At 34.5% G+C, this 17,768-nt stretch carries 14 protein-coding genes and 1 rRNA gene; 4 read left to right on the forward strand and 11 right to left on the reverse strand.

Translation table 11 applies throughout. The annotated features are described in order from the left end of the window. Positions 1-49: 49 nt before the first annotated feature. The 5 genes from dnaN to G551_RS0115055 form a co-directional block, all read right to left on the reverse strand. A complete protein-coding gene (gene dnaN / locus G551_RS0115035) occupies positions 50-1,168 on the reverse strand; it encodes a DNA polymerase III subunit beta (RefSeq protein WP_027886330.1) in 1,119 nt (372 codons plus the stop codon). Between the two features lie 182 nt (positions 1,169-1,350). Next, the gene (gldG, locus tag G551_RS0115040; protein ID WP_027886331.1) at positions 1,351-3,030 is read right to left on the reverse strand and encodes a gliding motility-associated ABC transporter substrate-binding protein GldG; all 1,680 of its coding nucleotides are present in this window, start codon (positions 3,028-3,030) and stop codon (positions 1,351-1,353) included. Then, positions 3,027-3,758, reverse strand: coding sequence for a gliding motility-associated ABC transporter permease subunit GldF (gldF, locus tag G551_RS0115045; RefSeq protein ID WP_027886332.1), 732 nt, complete (start codon positions 3,756-3,758; stop codon positions 3,027-3,029). Before gldF ends, gldG begins: the two co-directional genes overlap by 4 nt. An 8-nt stretch (positions 3,759-3,766) precedes the next feature. Beyond that, positions 3,767-4,063, reverse strand: coding sequence for a putative quinol monooxygenase (locus G551_RS0115050; protein ID WP_027886333.1), 297 nt, complete (start codon positions 4,061-4,063; stop codon positions 3,767-3,769). Then, complete coding sequence (locus G551_RS0115055; protein WP_027886334.1) at positions 4,053-4,898, reverse strand: SAM hydrolase/SAM-dependent halogenase family protein; 846 nt, start codon at positions 4,896-4,898, stop codon at positions 4,053-4,055. Before G551_RS0115055 ends, G551_RS0115050 begins: the two co-directional genes overlap by 11 nt. 100 nt (positions 4,899-4,998) lie before the next feature. Between G551_RS0115055 and G551_RS0115060 the strand changes: the two genes are divergently transcribed. Both G551_RS0115060 and G551_RS0115065 read left to right on the forward strand, forming a co-directional pair. Beyond that, a complete protein-coding gene (locus G551_RS0115060) occupies positions 4,999-5,952 on the forward strand; it encodes a PhoH family protein (RefSeq protein WP_027886335.1) in 954 nt (317 codons plus the stop codon). A gap of 21 nt (positions 5,953-5,973) precedes the next feature. After that, a complete protein-coding gene (locus G551_RS0115065) occupies positions 5,974-6,921 on the forward strand; it encodes a phosphoribosylaminoimidazolesuccinocarboxamide synthase (RefSeq protein WP_027886336.1) in 948 nt (315 codons plus the stop codon). Positions 6,922-7,107: 186 nt separating this feature from the next. Here the strand turns inward: G551_RS0115065 and G551_RS0115070 are convergent, their stop codons facing one another. From G551_RS0115070 to G551_RS0115080, 3 genes are all read right to left on the reverse strand, one after another. Beyond that, positions 7,108-7,518, reverse strand: coding sequence for a DUF4174 domain-containing protein (locus G551_RS0115070; RefSeq protein ID WP_027886337.1), 411 nt, complete (start codon positions 7,516-7,518; stop codon positions 7,108-7,110). Beyond that, positions 7,515-8,612: a DNA topoisomerase IB gene (locus G551_RS0115075; RefSeq protein WP_027886338.1), complete on the reverse strand. Its 1,098-nt coding sequence runs from the start codon at positions 8,610-8,612 to the stop codon at positions 7,515-7,517. The genes G551_RS0115070 and G551_RS0115075 overlap by 4 nt, the downstream gene beginning before the upstream one ends. Before the next feature lie 212 nt (positions 8,613-8,824). Then, positions 8,825-9,913, reverse strand: coding sequence for a M42 family metallopeptidase (locus G551_RS0115080; RefSeq protein WP_027886339.1), 1,089 nt, complete (start codon positions 9,911-9,913; stop codon positions 8,825-8,827). A gap of 113 nt (positions 9,914-10,026) precedes the next feature. Here G551_RS0115080 and G551_RS0115085 point away from each other — a divergent pair, with 113 nt between their 5' ends. Further along, complete coding sequence (locus G551_RS0115085) at positions 10,027-10,746, forward strand: DUF4294 domain-containing protein (protein ID WP_027886340.1); 720 nt, start codon at positions 10,027-10,029, stop codon at positions 10,744-10,746. A gap of 3 nt (positions 10,747-10,749) precedes the next feature. Here the strand turns inward: G551_RS0115085 and G551_RS0115090 are convergent, their stop codons facing one another. Genes G551_RS0115090 through G551_RS0115100 form a run of 3 tightly spaced genes read right to left on the reverse strand, consistent with a single transcriptional unit; the run spans position 10,750 to position 16,358 of the window. Then, complete coding sequence (locus G551_RS0115090; protein WP_027886341.1) at positions 10,750-12,792, reverse strand: OmpA family protein; 2,043 nt, start codon at positions 12,790-12,792, stop codon at positions 10,750-10,752. Between the two features lie 9 nt (positions 12,793-12,801). After that, on the reverse strand, positions 12,802-13,734 hold the full coding sequence (locus tag G551_RS0115095; protein ID WP_027886342.1) for a PorP/SprF family type IX secretion system membrane protein: 933 nt from the start codon (positions 13,732-13,734) through the stop codon (positions 12,802-12,804). A gap of 14 nt (positions 13,735-13,748) precedes the next feature. Further along, on the reverse strand, positions 13,749-16,358 hold the full coding sequence (locus G551_RS0115100) for a gliding motility-associated C-terminal domain-containing protein (protein ID WP_027886343.1): 2,610 nt from the start codon (positions 16,356-16,358) through the stop codon (positions 13,749-13,751). A gap of 880 nt (positions 16,359-17,238) precedes the next feature. On the opposite strand from G551_RS0115100, the gene G551_RS0115105 reads away from it, so the two are divergent. After that, positions 17,239-17,768: ribosomal RNA gene (locus tag G551_RS0115105) — 16S ribosomal RNA — on the forward strand; the annotation flags it as partial.

Genomic DNA, 17,768 nt, shown 5'->3' on the forward strand with positions numbered 1-17,768 from the left:
CTCGTGGTTAGCGAGGGTTCAAAATTTAAGTTTTAGTGGTTAACTAAAATTAGTTGTTAAGCATTACCGGCATAACGAGCATCGTTACTTTTTCACCATCGTCTAAACCGTCTTTTGGAGTTAAAATACCGGCACGATTTGGTAAACTCATTTCTAACTGTACGTCGTTTGCGTTAAGATTATTCAACATTTCGGTTAAAAAACGAGAGTTGAAACCAATTTGCATATCGTCGCCTTGGTAGTCACAAGTTAAACGCTCTTCTGCTTTATTGCTATAATCTACATCTTCTGCAGAAATATTTAATTCTGCTCCGGCAATTTTAAGTTTTACCTGATGTGTAGTTTTATTTGAGAATATAGAAACCCTTTTTACAGAGTTTAAAAATTGTGTTCTGTCAATCGTAAGTACGTTCGGATTTTCTTTTGGGATCACCGCTTCGTAGTTTGGATATTTACCGTCGATCAATCTACAAACTAATTGTGTATCGTCGAAGGTAAATTTAGCGTTAGATTCATTGTATTCAATTAATACATCGCTATCGCTGTTGGCTAAAATTCCTTTTAAAAGATTTAAAGGTTTTTTAGGCATAATAAATTCAGCAGTTTCTTCAGCAGAAACATCTTCACGAGAATATTTTACCAATTTATGGGCATCGGTCGCTACAAAAGTTAAGCCTTCTGTAGAGAACTGAAAGAAAACTCCGCTCATTACAGGTCTTAAATCATCGTTTCCGCTAGCAAAAATAGTTTTGCTTACCGCAGTCGCCAAAATGTCTGCAGGAACTACAGTTTTGCTAGGTTCGTCTAATTCAACCGCATTCGGGAATTCTTCTCCGTTAGCATAAGCCAACGCATATTTACCGTAGCTAGAACTTAACTCGATCGTATGATTATCTTCAACAACAAAAGTTAAAGGTTGCTCTGGGAAGGTTTTTAGCGTATCTAGCAATAATTTTGCTGGCACGGCGATGCTTCCTTCAGAATCAGACTCTACATCTAATTCTGCAGACATAGTGGTTTCTAAATCTGAAGCCGAAACTTTTAATTTATCTTGATGAAGTTCAAATAGAAAGTTATCTAAGATTGGTAAAGTGTTACTGTTATTAATAACACCTCCAAGAATCTGAAGTTGCTTTAATAAATATGAACTAGAAACTATAAATTTCATGAGAATTATTTGATAAAATGTTCAATGAAATACAAATATATTTTAATAACTGAATTTTTAAACGAATCTTCAAACATTTTTATTAACAGCAATCAAATTTTGAGAAAAACACTAGTTGACTGTAAACCTTGTGTTTAAGTTTTTCTTTGAATTAACGAACTGCAAAGAATTGTTGAAAACGCTTACTTGATATACTTTTTCTTGCGGTACCAAGTGAAAATAAAGCCGAAAACCCCTAAAATTACTAAAGGTAGAGCAATATTCACCAATTGCCACTGCAAACGCTCTGCAGCCACTCGATTGGTATTTAAGAAAGCAAGTTTTACTTCTTTACTTCTAATTTTTAAAAGTCCCTTGTCGTCGAGTAAATAATTTACCGCATTTACTAAAAACTCTTTGTTCCCATAAGTAGTTGCCGTCATTGGGTCGTAACCTAAAGCTTGTGGTTGCCCATTTCTTGTTGAATTCTTGATCACATCGCCATCAGAAACCAATAAAATTTTATTTTCTGCTGAAGTTTCTTTGTAATTATTTACTTGAAAAGGCTGAATTCTATTTTTGTAAACCGAAGTAAATTCACCTTCTAATAAAACCGCTAAGTTTTGCGCGCCTGCAGTATACGTCGATCGATCTGGTTTTTCTTGAATAAGTTCTTGCAAACTTATTTGCGTAGGAACGCCCTCTAATTTTGAAAACTTAGAACTCTGTAATAAAATAGTTTTCTTTATATCGTTCTTCAACGTATCGATCGGGTTGGCAAAATTAAACTTTACCGCTTCAATATTATTCACGATCGGGTGATTGTTAGTTGAAGTTGCCATAGGCTCGTAAAACCAAGGGTACGGATTAAATTGCGTATTTTCTCCAGAACCTCTGGCTAAAACGATCGGTGCAGAATATACATCGTTCACAATTTCTGGATTAACACGTGCGCCATACTGAAAGAAAAAATCAGTCAAGTTCAAGTCGTTGTAAAATGCCAATAATTTATTTTCTTCATTGGTAAATAAACTATCTTTTTCTGCTTTTACATTTTCGAGTAACCACAACGATTTTCCACCGTTCATCGTGTACTGGTCGAGTACTAATTTTTCTTGTTCGGTATAAGCTTCGGTAGGTTTTGCTTCAACAATTAAATCGTAATCATTAAGTTGCTGAAGTGTTTTTTGAGGATTTGCAGCGACAGAATCTAACGTAAAAGGCGCAATGTAATAGTAATCGCGAATCGACTTTACAAAGTCGGCAATATAAGCATCGGCTAATTCTCCATTGCCACGCATAATCGCCACTTTTTTAGAACGCTGATTGATAAGTTTATTAAACCCATCTGAAAACGCATATTCTAATTGTTGCACCGAGCTGTTCACGATATCTTCATTACTATCGCCAATTTTCTTTTTTAACAGATGAATTTTTACGCGACGGTCTTGAAAATGAGCAACTGCCCAAGGGAAAAGTAAACTTTCGGTCACTTTACCGTTTTCAGTAATATTTAAATTTTCGGGCGTCATTCCCGCATTGTAAAAATCGGTTGCAATTTCTTGTGCATCGCGATTCTCTTCTAACGGATTAATAAAGTTGAATTTTATATTCGGGTTGAAAGCTTCATATTCTTCCAATAAATAACGCGTTTCGTTTTGAAGGCGCTTAAATTCTGAAGGAAATTCACCTTTCAAGAAAACATCAACAACGATAGTTTCATTTACATTCAGCAATATTTCTTTAGAAGCTTCAGAAAGGGTGTAACGATCATTTTCGGTAAGATCGAATCGTTTATAAAAATTAGCCGCAATAAGGTTAATCAAAATTAAAACTCCTATCACTATGGCTAAAGAAACATAAGGTTTGTTGTTCTTTTTCATGAGAAATAGCGTTTTAAATTCAACTTTGCTAAAAACAGAAATAATAAAATAAAGCTTGCAAAATAAATTAGATCACGCGTATCGATCACGCCGCGACTTATACTTTTATAATGGTAGCTAATGCCTAAATATTCTAACGCATAAATTTCTGAACCAAAAAGATCGATGTTCGATAAACCTTCAACTCCGTAAAATGAAAGAAAACAAATAATTACGCCTAAAATAAAGGCTACAATTTGATTGCTTGAAAGTGTTGAGCAAAATATCCCGATCGCAGTGTAAACGCCGCCTAAAAATAAAAGCCCAATATACGAGCCGATAATGGCGCCATTATCAAAATTTCCTGAGGTTGTTCCTAATTCAGAAATTGTAAAAACATATAGTAAGGTTGGGAGTAAAGCTAAAACAACCAGTAAAAATGTCCCTAAATATTTGCCGCTTACCAATTGATTAAGCGTGATCGGTTTGGTAAGTAAAAGCTCCAACGTACCTTGTTTAATTTCTTCGGAAAAGCTTCGCATCGTAATTGCCGGAATAAGAAAAATAAAGATCCACGGAGCAATTTGAAAGAATGGAGTTAAACTGGCAAAACCAAAATCGAGAATATTAAAATCTCCCTGAAATACCCACAAAAACAAGCCATTGATCAGTAAAAAAATACCGATCACCAAATAGCCGATCGTTGAAGAAAAAAAGGAGTTTATTTCTTTAAGTAATATTGCTTTCATAATTAAATTTAGGGAAGACTTACTAATTTATTTACACTCCAAGCTTCGGGTTTAGCATCAAATTTTACTTTGGTGTTGGCCCAAACTTCTTTAAATAATTCAGAATGTCTATAATTTTGTAAAGCTTCGTCATTCTCCCAATAGCTATACGTAAAAAAGATAGATTTATTTTGTTGATCTTGGTATAATTCTAAAAACTGACAACCATCCACGCCGCGTATCAAGCTCTTTTTTTCATCGAAAAGATGTTTAAAGTTTTCGATTTCTTCTTCTTTAAATGTCATTTTTACAATTCTAACCAGCATTGAGATCTTCAAATTTTATATTAATAGTATCATTTAATTTTAAGCCGAATAGCGTAGAAGCACTTCCTACTGTACTTGGATTACTTTTATAAATTGCCAATTCGATATAATTCGACGCATTAAAAATGGCTAATTTTTTACCGTCTTCTTCGCGTGATTCTTTAGGTTTATCAAAATTAATGGCGTGGCTGTAGCTTTCGTGAATTTTAGAAAAACTAACCGATCTTGCCGAAATTTTAAATTTCCTGCCTTTACCAACACTTTCAAATATCTTTCTAGAAATGTTCGTAACTACATTACCGTAATTATCGATATACATCACGTGACCAATGATCTGTTTTTGATCTTGATTTATAAAAGGCGTAAAGTCTTTTAGTTGTTTAATTTCAGGAATATTTTTACCAATTACTTCCAACGTTCCGCCGCGAGCAATATGGCAAGCCACTTTCACAAAAATATCGAGCACAGGAAAGTTGGTTTCAACGGCATCGTGAATATTTATTTCAACAATTTTTTGCGGTTTTATTTCTGAAGCAATTAAAGACATAATCCCATTATTGGCGCAAATAAAAAAGTGATCGTCTAGTTGTAAGGCAATATGTTTGTTTTCCGGAGTAATTTCAGAATCAACACCCACAATATGTATGGTTCCTTTAGGAAAACTGCTATAGGTATTTTTAATAATATATGCCGCTTCGGTAATATGAAACGGTGCCACTTGATGAGAGATATCAACAATATTCACCGAATCGAGTTCACTTAAAATAGCTCCTTTTACCGCGCCGGTAGAGGGATCTTTAAGTCCAAAATCTGTAGTTAAAGTGATGATTGGCATTTATAAAACTGTTAATATGTTTAAGCGGTTAAACTCTTTTTTTTACTTAAATTTGTGTTGTGCGAATTTAAAGATAAAACACTAATAAACATACCTGCTTTTGAACGAACTTATCATTGAACTTTCTGAAATTAGCCCACGCGAATTTTTTGGGCAGCAAAACGCTAACATCGAGTTACTTAAAAAATATTTTCCGAAGTTAAAATTGGTTGCCCGTGGTAACCAAGTAAAAGTTTTTGGAGATGAAGAACGACTCGAAGAGTTTGATAAACGCTTTACGATGCTTATGGAGCATTTTAGCAAATACAATAAACTTGATGAAAATTCAATTGAACGTGTTTTAACCAGCGAAAAGAAAGAAGATTACGAAACTTCTTTTGAAAGTAGCGAAGTTTTAGTTCACGGTGTAGGAGGGAAGCTTATTAAAGCACAAACCGCTAACCAGCGTAAAATTGTAGAAGCCGTAAAGAAAAACGATATGGTTTTTGCTGTTGGCCCTGCTGGAACCGGTAAAACTTATACCGGTGTTGCTTTGGCTGTAAAAGCCTTAAAAGAAAAGCAAGTAAAGCGAATTATTTTAACGCGTCCTGCAGTAGAAGCCGGAGAGAATTTAGGTTTCTTACCGGGCGATCTAAAAGAAAAGCTTGATCCGTATATGCAGCCACTTTATGATGCATTGCGAGATATGATTCCGCACGAAAAATTAGATTCTTTTATCGAAAAAGGAGTTATCCAAATTGCACCTATGGCTTTTATGCGCGGTAGAACTTTAGATAATGCTTTTGTGATTTTAGATGAAGCACAAAACACCACGCACGCGCAAATGAAAATGTTCTTAACCCGAATGGGAAGAAGCGCTAAATTTATGATTACCGGCGATCCCGGTCAGATCGACTTACCAAGGCGTATTATTTCAGGATTAAAAGAAGCATTGTTGGTATTAAAAACTGTAAAAGGTGTTGATATTATTTATCTAGACGATAAAGATGTAATTAGACACCGATTAGTAAAAAGCATCATTTCTGCATACAACGCAATTGAAAATAGAGAATAACGACCTCATAATTATAATTTCATGAATACGATTACAAGTACAGATTATAAGTTTCCCAACCAAACTAGCGTTTATAAAGGTAAAGTAAGAGAAGTTTACCGTTTAGAAGATAATCGCGTGATCATGATCGCTACCGATCGTTTAAGTGCTTTCGATGTGGTGATGCCAAAAGGAATACCTTATAAAGGACAAATTTTAAACCAGATCGCTACCAAAATGATGAAGGAAACAGAAGATTTGGTGCCTAATTGGTTAGAAGCCACTCCAGATCCCAATGTAGCTGTTGGTCAATTATGTGAACCTTTTAAGGTTGAAATGGTGATTAGAGGTTATATGGCCGGTCACGCAGCAAGAGAATATAAAGCAGGTAAAAGAGAACTTTGTGGTGTTGCTTTACCGGAAGGTTTAAAAGAAAACGATAAATTCGAGAAACCGATCATTACTCCGGCAACCAAAGCAGAAATGGGAGATCACGATGAAGATATCTCTAGAGAAGACATCTTAAAACGTAGAATTGTTTCTGAAGAAGATTATAAAGTATTAGAAGATTACACACGAAAACTTTTTGAACGCGGAACAGAAATTGCAGCCAAACAAGGTTTAATTTTAGTAGATACCAAATATGAATTTGGTAAAAATGCCAATGGAGAAATTGTATTGATCGACGAAATTCATACACCAGATTCTTCACGTTATTTTTATGCGGAAGGTTATGAAGAACGCCAAGAAAAAGAAGAACCACAGAAACAACTTTCTAAAGAATTTGTTCGCCAATGGTTAATTTCAAAAGGTTTTCAAGGCAAAGAAGGACAACAATTACCAGAAATGACCGATGAATACATCAATTCTATTTCTGAACGCTACATTGAGTTATACGAAAATATTACCGGCGAAACTTTTGAAAAAGCAGCGATCGATAATATTGAAAACAGAATTCAGAATAATGTGTTAGCTTATTTGAATAAGTAAATTCAATTTATAAATTTTTGATTATCTATTGTATTTGTAAGCGTCACCTTGAACTTGATTCAAGGTCTCATTCAAAACTTTCATCTAATTGCGGTAGGAGATTCCGGATCAAGTCCGGAATGACGAAAACACCAACTACTAAGATTAATAGATAATCAAATTTTTCATAACAAATTTAGCGTTTCATTAATCCATCACTTCACTAATTTGCATTGGTGTAATGGGAGTTTCTGAAATATATTTTCTATTAAAATCTTTATCTAAGATAATTACTACAAAATCACTATCTGCTTGTTGTAATTTTTGATAATCACCAAATTTCATAAAACGTTCAGTTTTCTCTTTAAAAAAAGATTGTACACTTTGTGGAGTAACGAGATAAGGCTGAATATTTCGTTCAGCAAAATACTTTCTGCCGTTTTCAAAAATATCGTATTGTTCTTGAGTTTTTGCTAAATTAGGATCGGTAGTTACCACTACGACGTAACCAGAATTTACTATTTTTTCAGTTTCTTGTAAAGGTACAGGTTGTAAAGCTTCCTGTGCAGTTAACAAACTGCTAAAAGCAATGGTGAGAATTAATACTAGATTTTTCATGAGTTTTGTTCTTTTAGGTTAATTTTAAAATTTTCCATCAGCTCTAAGATCACTTTTTCAGTATGAGAAAAAGTTTCAGAAGATTTTCCGACAGATTTTTTATCTACTTTATCAAAATACTCCTGTATTTTCCCGTTTTGGTAATATTCTGTCACTACAGGATGTACATAATAACTTCTGCAAACACTTCTGGTATTTCCTAAAGCATCTGCTGCTTCATCGAGCGCTGCAATAATATTTTTGTCTTGTTGTTTTTCTTCTTCTACATAACCCAGATCGCGGAGCGCTTCAAAGTAAATTTTTGTAGCCGCCCAGGTTCTAAAATCTTTAGCGGAATAAAATTCTCCACAAATATTTTGAATGTATTCGTTAATCATTCCGCTGTCGATGCAATCTTTATTTCCGTTTTCATCGTAATATTTAAAAAGTTCCCATCCGGGAATTTCTTCACATTCATTTACCAATTCAATTAAATCTTGATCGGTTACTTCTATATGATGTTCTTTTCCTTTTTTACCAATAAAATTAAAAGTGAGAATATCTTCGCCTACGTTTACGTGACGAGAACGCAAGGTTGAAAGTCCGTAAGTTTGATTTTTTTTCGCGTAATAATGGTTACCAATTCGAATATGAGTTTCTTCCATTAACCTAACAACTAACGCCAAAACCTTTTGTTTCGGCATCCCTTCTAATTCTAGATCTTTATCGACTTGTTTTCTAATTTCGGGTAGTTTTTCACCAAACGAAGCCATTTTAAAAAATTTCGTCTGGTTTTTAAACTTAGACCACAAATCGTGATAGCGATATACTTTTCTGTCTTTGGTATCTCTACCGACAACCTGTAGATGTCCGTTTTCTAAATGCGTAATGCGAACTTCTTTCCAAGCCGGCGGAATTACTAATTTTTTAATTCGTTCTAAAGAAGTTTTATCGGTAATTTTTTTCTTTTTCTTGTCGGTATAATAAAAACCGCGACCGTGTTTGTGGCGATTAATGGTAAGGTGATGATCTTGAATGTAAACAAGATTGGCTAAGGCCGCAAACTCTTCCGGTTGCTGCGTTATTTGCTGTATTTTTTCAGTAGTTAGGTTCATAGGTCATTTAGAAATCACCTATAAATTTAGCTAAGAATGCCGTGAGAGATGCATAATAAAAAGTGAAGGTTTTAATAAAAACGTACTAATTAAGAGTTTTTAAAGCTTTGTTGAATTAATTTTCTATGCTGAAGTGATAATTTTTATTCTATTCCATAAAAAAAAGCCTCTTCATAAAAAGAGGCTTTTGATTGATTTTCAACAGAAAAATTTTATTCGAAATAACTAAACGTTTCTCCATTTTTAATCTGAAGTAAACTTTCGTAAATTAATTTAATTACATTTTCAACATCGTCGCGATGCACCATTTCTACCGTGGTATGCATATAACGTAACGGAAGCGAAATTAGTGAAGAAGCAACACCACCATTGCTATACGCAAAAGCATCGGTATCTGTTCCTGTCATTCTGCTTGCTGCCAAACGCTGAAACGGAATCGAGTTTTTCTCTGCCGTCTCGATGATCAGCTCTCGTAGGTTGTTTTGTACCGCCGGGGCGTAGCTAATTACAGGACCGTCGCCAATTTTAGTTTCTCCTTCTTTTTTCTTGTCGATCATTGGAGTAGTGGTATCGTGGCAAACATCGGTCACGATAGCTACATCTGGTTTAATGCGTTGCGTGATCATTTCTGCTCCGCGTAAACCAATTTCTTCTTGTACAGAATTGGTAATATAAAGTCCAAAATCTAACTCCTTTCCATTTTCTTTTAAAAGACGAGCAACTTCAGCAATCATAAAACCACCCATTCGATTATCTAAAGCGCGACAAACAAATTTGTTTTCATTCAGCACAAAAAATTCATCAGGGTAAGTGATCACACAACCTACGTGAACGCCTAATTTTTCAACTTCTTCCTTAGAAGTACAACCCACATCGATAGTGATGTTCTCTAATTTTGGGTGTTCTTCGTTACTTTTATCTCGCGTATGTATTGCCGGCCAACCAAACACTCCTTTTACAATTCCTTTTTTGGTATGAATATTTACACGCTTAGAAGCGGCGATCATATGGTCGCTACCACCATTTCTAATCACGTGAATTAAACCATTATCGGTAATGTAATTTACGTACCAAGAAATTTCATCGGCGTGACCTTCGATAACTACTTTAAATTTAGCGTCCGGATTAATTACTCCAACTGCTGTACCGTAAGTGTCGGTAATAAATTCGTCTACGTAAGGTTTTAGGTAATCCATCCAAAGTTTTTGACCTTCACTTTCGTAACCGGTTGGAGCCGCATTATTCAAGTAAGTTTCTAAAAACTGAAGTGATTTTTCGTTTAGGATACTATTTTTTGACATATTATTTATTTGTAATTTTCCACGAAAATAAGAATTCTTATTCATTTAATTAATAATGATTAATTTTGGAATGATTTTAGATTCATATATATTGAATAGTTGAATTACTGACTTTGAAGAAAAATTTATTCATACTACTAATTTTAGTAACCGGATTTGCACAAGCTCAAGTTCGTCACCAGTTGGTGAATAGCAAAACAAGCGTGAAGCCAAAAGAACTAAAGAAAGAGCAAGACACTTCTGCTTTAGATTCTACCGAGCATAAGCAATTTATGGTTATTGATGATAAGGTGATGGAAACCATCGATCTTGATGAGGTATTTTTGGTAGGACCTTATAAGTTTAAAAGTCGTTACGAACGTAGAAGGTATTTAATTCTTCAGAAAAAAACCAGACACGTTTGGCCATATGCGGTCATGGCTTCTGAACGTTTAACAGAACTTAATGAACGTTTAAATAAAATTGAATCGAAATCGAAGCGAAAGAAATATACTAAAATCGTTCAGAATTATATTGAAGATGAATTTACCGAAGAGCTAAAAAAGCTTACGAAAACTGAAGGGCAAATTTTAGTGAAATTAATGTATCGCCAAACAGGCACCACAACTTTTGATATTGTAAAAGATCTTAAAAGTGGTTGGCGTGCCTTTTGGTATAACACGACAGCAAGTCTTTTTAATATTTCTTTAAAAGAAGAATTTCATCCCGAAGAAGTCGAAGAAGATTATTTAATTGAACATATTCTGCGCAGAAACTTTCAAAAAGATCAATTAAATAAGCAAGAACCCGCTATTGAAATTGACTTTTTGAAAGCTGTTGAAAAGTGGCAGTAATTTCTAATTAAAGCTTTTAATTACAAATTCACACCTTCTGTTAATTTCGTGCTGTTCTTCGGTGCAAGAATCTTCTGTTTCACAATGAATAATAGGTTGCGTTTCGCCATAACCTACCGCTTTGAGTCTTTCGAGGTTAATTCCGTTTTCATTAAAATATTCCATCACAGCATCAGATCTTTTTTGCGAAAGCTCTAAGTTATAGTTGTTATTTCCTCGAATATCGGTATGCGTTCCAATTTCAATTTTCATTTTTGGATATTTTTGGAGAAGCGCAATTACTTTGTTAAGTGTTTTACGAGATTCTTTTCTTATATACCATAAATCGTAATCAAAATAAATAGGTTCTGTTTCTATAAAAGTCTTGTCGTTTTTGGTAACAATACTCGGTTCGTTATTAATAATTTGTTTTACTTTTTCTTGTTGAGCTTTTTCTTGTTCAATTTTTTGCTGTTGTAAACGCTCTTTTTCACGATCTAATTCTTGTTGTTTACGTTCAGCAATTGCTTTTTCGCTTAGCAAATAAAGTTCGGCAAGATTTTCTTTTTTACGTTGTGAAGAAGTATTGAAAGATTTTTCATCTTTGGTGTACTTTTTTTTGGTGGCTATAACTTGAAATGAAGAACTACAATTTATTTTAAAAGAAAAAGCTCCTGTAGCATCAGTGGTTAAACTATCGATGGCGATTTCATTTTCAAACAAAACAACTTTAGCATTGGTGAGTAGTTCTTGAGTGGTTTTATCAAAAACTTTTCCTTTTAAAAACTGGTAACAATCTTCGATAATTAAAGGCTTAGTTTCGTGAATTTGATAAATATCGTCACTTCCTTTTCCTGAAGGTCGGTTAGAAGAAAAGAAACCGTCTTTGGTTTTTGGATCCATATAAAAAGCAAAATCGTCGTAACTCGAATTTAAAGGTAAACCAACATTGTCTGGTTTTTGAAATCCGTTTGCAGTAGGTTTGGCGATAAATACATCGAGTAAACCAAAACCGGGATGACCGTTTGAAGAAAAATAAAGATTTCCTTCAGCATCAATAAAAGGGAATTGTTCTTTTTTAGGCGTATTGATAAGCTTTCCTAAGTTTTGTGGTGAAGTAAAATCGCTCGTATTTACTTGATAAATATCGAAACCACCAAAACCGCCGGGTTTGTTTGATGCAAAATAAAGTGTTTTGCCATCGTTGCTTAATGCGGGATGCTCACAAGAATAATTTTTATTGTTGAAAGGAAGCAAGGTAATGTTGGTCCACTTTTCATTTTCTAATTGAGCGCTGTAAATTTGAAGTTGCGTAACTTTTGCGGTGTCTTTCTCCTTTTTACCATCTAAATAATTATTTCGGGTGAAAAAAACCGTCTTTCCGTCTTTGGTGAAAACTGCGTTGCTCTCATGAAGTTTGGTTGTTAATTCTTCCGCAAAAAGTTTTGAATTCTCTGTTTCTAAACTATCGGAAGGAATGCTGTAAAGGTTTAAATAAGGAAGATTGTTCCAATAATAAATTTTAGCAAAAAGCCCTTTTTGTTCTTTGGTAGAAGAAATTAAAACTTGATCCTGATAAACTCCGCTGAAAAATTCAGACTTCTCAGTATTTAACGGTAAATTTTTTAAGGTGTAGCGTTCGCCAATGGCTTCAACATTTTCCAAATAAACTAAGGATTGTAGGTAATTATTTTTTTCTGAAGCTTCAAGCAAATGATTTTGAAAAACAGTATCGGCCAATTCATATTTCTTTTGGGCTTTTAAGCTTTGGTAGTATTTAAAAATATGCGCATCATCCATTAATTCTTTACTATTCTTCAGCAAAAACCGAAACCACTTTTCAGCATTTTTAAAATCGAACGTATAGAAGTAAGCATTTGCCAAATTTCTTATTGAATTGGCTTCAGATTTTCGAGTGATCGCTTCTTCATATAAAGGAATAGCTTTAGAATAATAGGTTCTTTCAAAATATTTATCGGCCTGTTGAATAGAAAAATCTTGCGCGTTCGCTTGAAATGTTGGCAAGCTAAAAATGATCAATAAGAAGTATAGTAAGAGTTTTTTCATCATAAAGATTTAAAAGAAACGAGGCGATTTGTTGTGACCTTTAAACAAGTCTAAATTATAAAGAAGGAAAATCTCGTGGGTTCCGCTGGTGTAATTTCCTAAGTTGGTAGTGGTATAATCGTAGGCATACCCAAATTTAAGGTTGGTCGTAATACCAATACTCATTAAAGCACTTATAGAGTCGTCGTAGCGATAAGAAACTCCGGCTTCAAATCTATTTAGGTATAAAACGTTAGCAGAAAGATCGACCATCGCAGAAGAACCGGCAACAGTTCTTAATAAAAAGGAAGGCTTCACTTTTAGACTTTGTGAAACTTTAAATACATAACCACCGGTTAAATATAGATGAATTTCTTCGCCACCAATACTTTGAATACCATTAGCATCGTTTAAATGTTTACTCTGTAAAAAATTGGGAGTCGATAAACCTAAATAATAGTTATTGGTAAATAAAAATGCTCCGGCTCCTAAAGTTGGGTAGATTTCATTGATGTTTTGACTGTACGCAGGATCTGTGCTTGCATCGCCACTTTCTAGTCTAAATCTTGAAAAATCTGTATTTAAAAATGTAGCTCCGGCTTTAAGACCTAAAGAGATTTTTGTTTTTTCTGAAATTTTTAAAATGTATGCCAGATCTGCGGTAACATTATTTTCTTTAAGCGCGTCTTCGCCAATTTCATCATTTACAAAAGAAACTCCTGCTTCTAGTTTACTGCTTAAAGGTAAATGAGAAAAGAAAGAGTATGTTGTTGGGTTACCGATCACATCGACCCATTGTTTGCGAAAAAAAGCACCAAAATGTAACGTCTCGGGTGTGTCGTTTACATAACCCGGATTAATGATTTTTTGGTTATACATATAATGAGTAAACTCAGGATCTTGTTGAGCAAATAGGTTGAGGCAACTCACAAAAGCGATAAGCGTAAGTAATTTTATTTTCATCTATAATTTTTTAATTATCTATTTAGATATAATCTTCCTTGTTGCGGAGCAATATTGTTTTTGTTGAAGTTGACGATATAAAAATAGACTCCGTTAGGCACCAAACCATCAGCTAGAACTAAATCGCTTTCTGCTTCACCATTCCAATGAGGGCGATTAATATCGCCTTCATATAAAAGTTTGCCATATCGATTATAAATTTCGAAAGTATAATCGGGATAAATATATTCGATATCGGGAATGCGAAACACATCATTTATTCCGTCGTTATTAGGAGAAAAAGCATCTGGAATAAAAAAGTCGTAATTTCCGTCGCAAGCGGTGAGTGAAACGTTAACTTCTAAGGCATCGATCGCTTCACAATTGATAACCGAATCGTAGGTGTAAGCATAATAAGTTGCTGTTTCAGAAAGTGGCGTGTCGTTTGCTAATAAATTCCCATTTTGGTCATACCAATTGAGTTGGTATTGATTGTATTGCTGAGTATTTGCACTTAAATCTAAAAGAGTAGGTTCGTCTGCACCACAAAATTGATCTCCGTCAGGAATTAGTGTAGCCACAGGAACTTGATTAATAAGAACACTAACCGGTGTTTTTAAAGAGTAACAACCATTGGTGTCAATTTGCGCTACCCAATAAGTTCCATTGGTAAGAAGTGTATCGGCTGATAGTGGTATTTCACTATTTTCTGAATCGTACCAAAATATGTTCGGAAGATTAGGAGTTAAGTCTGATACCTGTGCTGCATCGACTTCACAAAACTCTTGCAAAGCCGGAGTGTCTGGCGCATCGGGTAGCGGAAAAACTTCAAAAGTAAAATCGACATTTGTAACTGTGGAACATCCTGTTTCTGCATTGGTAAGTTCGTGAATGGTTAAAGTAGTTACTCCAGAATTATTGAGTAAGCTTGAAGGTAATAACAATTCACCATTTGCATTGTTTACAGTTATGGTTTCAATTTGATTGTTTGCAATATTAGCTCCGGTTAAAGAGTAGTCGATTTCTAATTGATCAATTCCGGTAAGATTACTTAAGGCAGCAATCGCATCGTCTCCCAAACATATATTTTCCATTGCTATGATCACGAAAGGGTCTGGGTTTTCAAAAATTTCAAATTCAAAATTAAGATCGGTAGGAGTAGTTACACATCCATTGATGGTCGTAATTTTTGTGATTTCTAATTCATTTGTTCCTGAATTAGGAAGTAAATTCCCTGGAATTTGAAGTGAAGATGATCCACTTAAAAAATTTAATGTGACATTGGTTGCGGTAAAATTATTCGCTCCAGAAATATTGTAGTCTATAATTAGGTCTTCATTTAAGTTGCTATTTTCAATATCAAAATCGATAAGAAGATCTTCACCTAAACAAATATCTGGAATATCAATGACGATATCGTCTTCAAAAATGGGATAGATTTCAAAAGTTTCTTCCAGGTCATAAAGAAGTTGACATATAATATTATTAGGATCACTAAAAATTTCAAAGTCGGTTACTTCGATCGTATATATTCCGGGAGTTGGAGCAAAGGTGTTCGGAAGGCTAAAATTTTCCGGATCATTTAAGGAGATTTGTGTGGTAATTCCGCTTAAACTTACCGGTCCGTTAACATCGTAAGTAATATTAAAAATGTTACTTGGTAGATCGTTTAAATTAGGAAGTCCGTTTATAGTTGCTTGAATAGGGAAACCACTAACATCATTCTCGCAAATTGATTCGACCTCTAATACGGCATCAGAAAAATCTAATTGTCTTCTAATTTGAATGATTACCGTAAAAGTTTGGAATTCACAAATAGGATGGTCAGGAATTGCAGTTCTACTGAAGCTATAAACACCGTAACCAAAATTATTAAAGATATTTTGGATGTCTATAATTGTATCGGTGGTTCCGTTAATTTCATTTGTTCCATTATTATCACTCCAATAACCATTAGAAGAAGAAGCCGAAATGTAACTGTTTAAATCTACATTAGTATGATTCGCTATTTCGTCTAAACCACAAACTTCATACTCGACAACTCCTGCCGGAGTAGGGAGTGGGTGTACCGTTAATTCAACAGTAACTGTACTCATTGCACACGTATTTTGCGATGGTACATTATAAGTAAAAGTGTAAGTGCCTACACCTTGTACCGTTGCATCATAAATATTGTTAGTTAAAGCTCCCGTATTACTTACATCTACCCAAGTTCCATTTAGATGAGGATTGGGATTACTACTTATAAACTGAAATAAATTTACACTGATATCGTTTTCACAAGCATTCGCACTAAAATTATCCTCACCGGCATAACCTCCTATTATAAGTGTTAAGGTTGAAGATGTATCTGTGCAATTACTATTACTAATAGAATAAGTATAAGTGAAAACACCACTTTGGTTAATTTGCCAGATATTAATCTCATCTTGACTATCATTCGTAAAAACACCTAGATTACTATTGTCTGTCCAAGTACCGCCACTATCAGGACTTCCGCTTAAAGCATTAAACAAATTAAAATTTTGATTATTAGTATCGGCATAATTGCAAATAGTAATCGTAGTATCTTGACCGGCGCATTGTCCAAACGCAGAAAATTTTACTAATAGGAGGACTATTAGTAGAGAGTAAGCTTTAATCATTCTAACGGTTTAAGTGTATAGACGAATATAGTATTTTATTTTACTATAACAATTAAAATTATAAAATCCCCCATTTTGTCATTAACTAACTAATATAATTTCGTAGCTCCATTGCAGCCTTATCGCGATTTTGCGATTCGTTTTGGTATAGTTTGGGATTTCTTTCTGTAATTCTCAAAATAATTTTCTGATCTAACTAACTGTTCGTTTGGTGTTTGAGTTGCATTATTAAAAAAACTTTAAATAAAGTTGAAGAAAAGTTTGTTTATGAGAGAAAAACAGACGTATATTTGCAGCCGCTTTGAGAGGGAGCGATGTTCATTGTAAAGTTAGACTGGAGTTGAGTTTATGGCGGTTTGGGAGAGTATGGATTACTTAAAAGAAGCTGAAAAAATAAATTAAAAAAACTTCATTTTTTACTTGCTAGTAAATAAAAAGGTTTTACATTTGCGTCCGCTTTCAGAAAGAAGCTAAGTTCATTGAGAAGGGTTGGGATTTTTGAGTTTTGGAGATAAAGTTTGTATCTTGTGAGGCTGAAAAATAAAAAAAAAATGAAAAAACTTTAATTTTTATTTGTTGAATTAAAAATAAGTTTTACATTTGCACCCGCAAATGCAGAAAGCGTTAAAGTTCTCAAAAAATTATGACAAGAAAAGCCGGGATGGCGCGATAGAGTTGAAGGTTCGAATCCTTTATTTTCGACAACACGGAAGCTTTTAAAAGGGTGGAGGTAAAAGAGTTCATTGAAGTATTGATTGACAGTAAAAAACGAATTAAGGCTAAATAGCTAATTTTTAAATTTTGAGTCTTACTTTATTAAATTAGAGTAAACGATAATTCCGAGTTGAAAATTAAGTATTGTAAATATATTTAAAAAACAACGATGAAGAGTTTGATCCTGGCTCAGGATGAACGCTAGCGGCAGGCCTAACACATGCAAGTCGAACGGTAACAGCAGAGCTTGCTCTGGCTGACGAGTGGCGCACGGGTGCGTAACGCGTATACAATCTACCTATTACTGGGGTATAGCCCGAAGAAATTTGGATTAATCCCCCATAGTATTATTGAATGGCATCATTTAATAATTAAAACTACGGTGGTAATAGATGAGTATGCGTCCTATTAGTTTGTTGGTAAGGTAACGGCTTACCAAGGCATCGATAGGTAGGGGTCCTGAGAGGGAGATCCCCCACACTGGTACTGAGACACGGACCAGACTCCTACGGGAGGCAGCAGTGAGGAATATTGGACAATGGAGGCAACTCTGATCCAGCCATGCCGCGTGCAGGAAGACTGCCCTATGGGTTGTAAACTGCTTTTATAGAGGAAGAAACCTTCTTACGTGTAAGAAGCTGACGGTACTCTACGAATAAGGATCGGCTAACTCCGTGCCAGCAGCCGCGGTAATAC

This window comes from Mesonia mobilis DSM 19841, from assembly GCF_000423405.1.
GTDB lineage: Bacteria > Bacteroidota > Bacteroidia > Flavobacteriales > Flavobacteriaceae > Mesonia > Mesonia mobilis.